Origin of the sequence: Nocardioides pocheonensis (assembly GCF_003725535.1) — a bacterium.
Taxonomy (GTDB): Bacteria; Actinomycetota; Actinomycetes; order Propionibacteriales; family Nocardioidaceae; genus Marmoricola; species Marmoricola pocheonensis.
In genome coordinates, this window is sequence record NZ_RJSF01000024.1 from 1 (window position 1) to 586 (window position 586).

Genomic DNA, 586 nt, shown 5'->3' on the forward strand with positions numbered 1-586 from the left:
CAGACAACGGGAGGTTGGAGGAGCGGGATTTCGACCCGCACCGGCGCGACGCCGACGCTAAATCGGCCAGCACGGATTACCGGCAGGTAGTACCGCGATGTGGATGTGAAGCCGACCACACGAAGCCATCAGGCGTTGCCGGTTCTTGCACTCGATCACGCGAGCGTGACGCAGCTGCCTGTCTTCGAGACACGCCACGTGGCGGCAATACCGGCCGCAGCAGCGGCCCGTCGCATTGTCTGCTCTCGCGTCAGCGCCGTAGCGTGAACCAACTTGTAGGGGGAACCGTGGCAACGAACGAGCATGACGTCCGCGTTGGAGACAACGCCATAGCAGCCGCCCGGCTGCTCGAAGTCGCCGCCAGGAACGCAGACGAGCTCCTCGAGGAGGCGCGAGCAGAAGCAGCCTCGATCGTGGCGGCAGCACACGCCGATGCCAAGCAGGTGCAGGCGGAACTCGAGCAAGAGCGCAGACAGCAGAGCGACGAGCTCGACCGAGACCGCACGACGGCGCTGGCAGAACTGGCCGGCCTGGCCGAACGCCGGGCCGCCCTCGAGGCCGAGGTGGCACAGTTGGAACAGCTCGA

Annotated in this window: 1 pseudogene; it reads left to right on the forward strand. The window is 66.2% G+C overall.

The features are described 5' to 3' along the window. Nucleotides 1–287 precede the first annotated feature (287 nt). A pseudogene (locus tag EFL26_RS23870) lies at nt 288–586 on the forward strand (hypothetical protein); the annotation flags it as partial.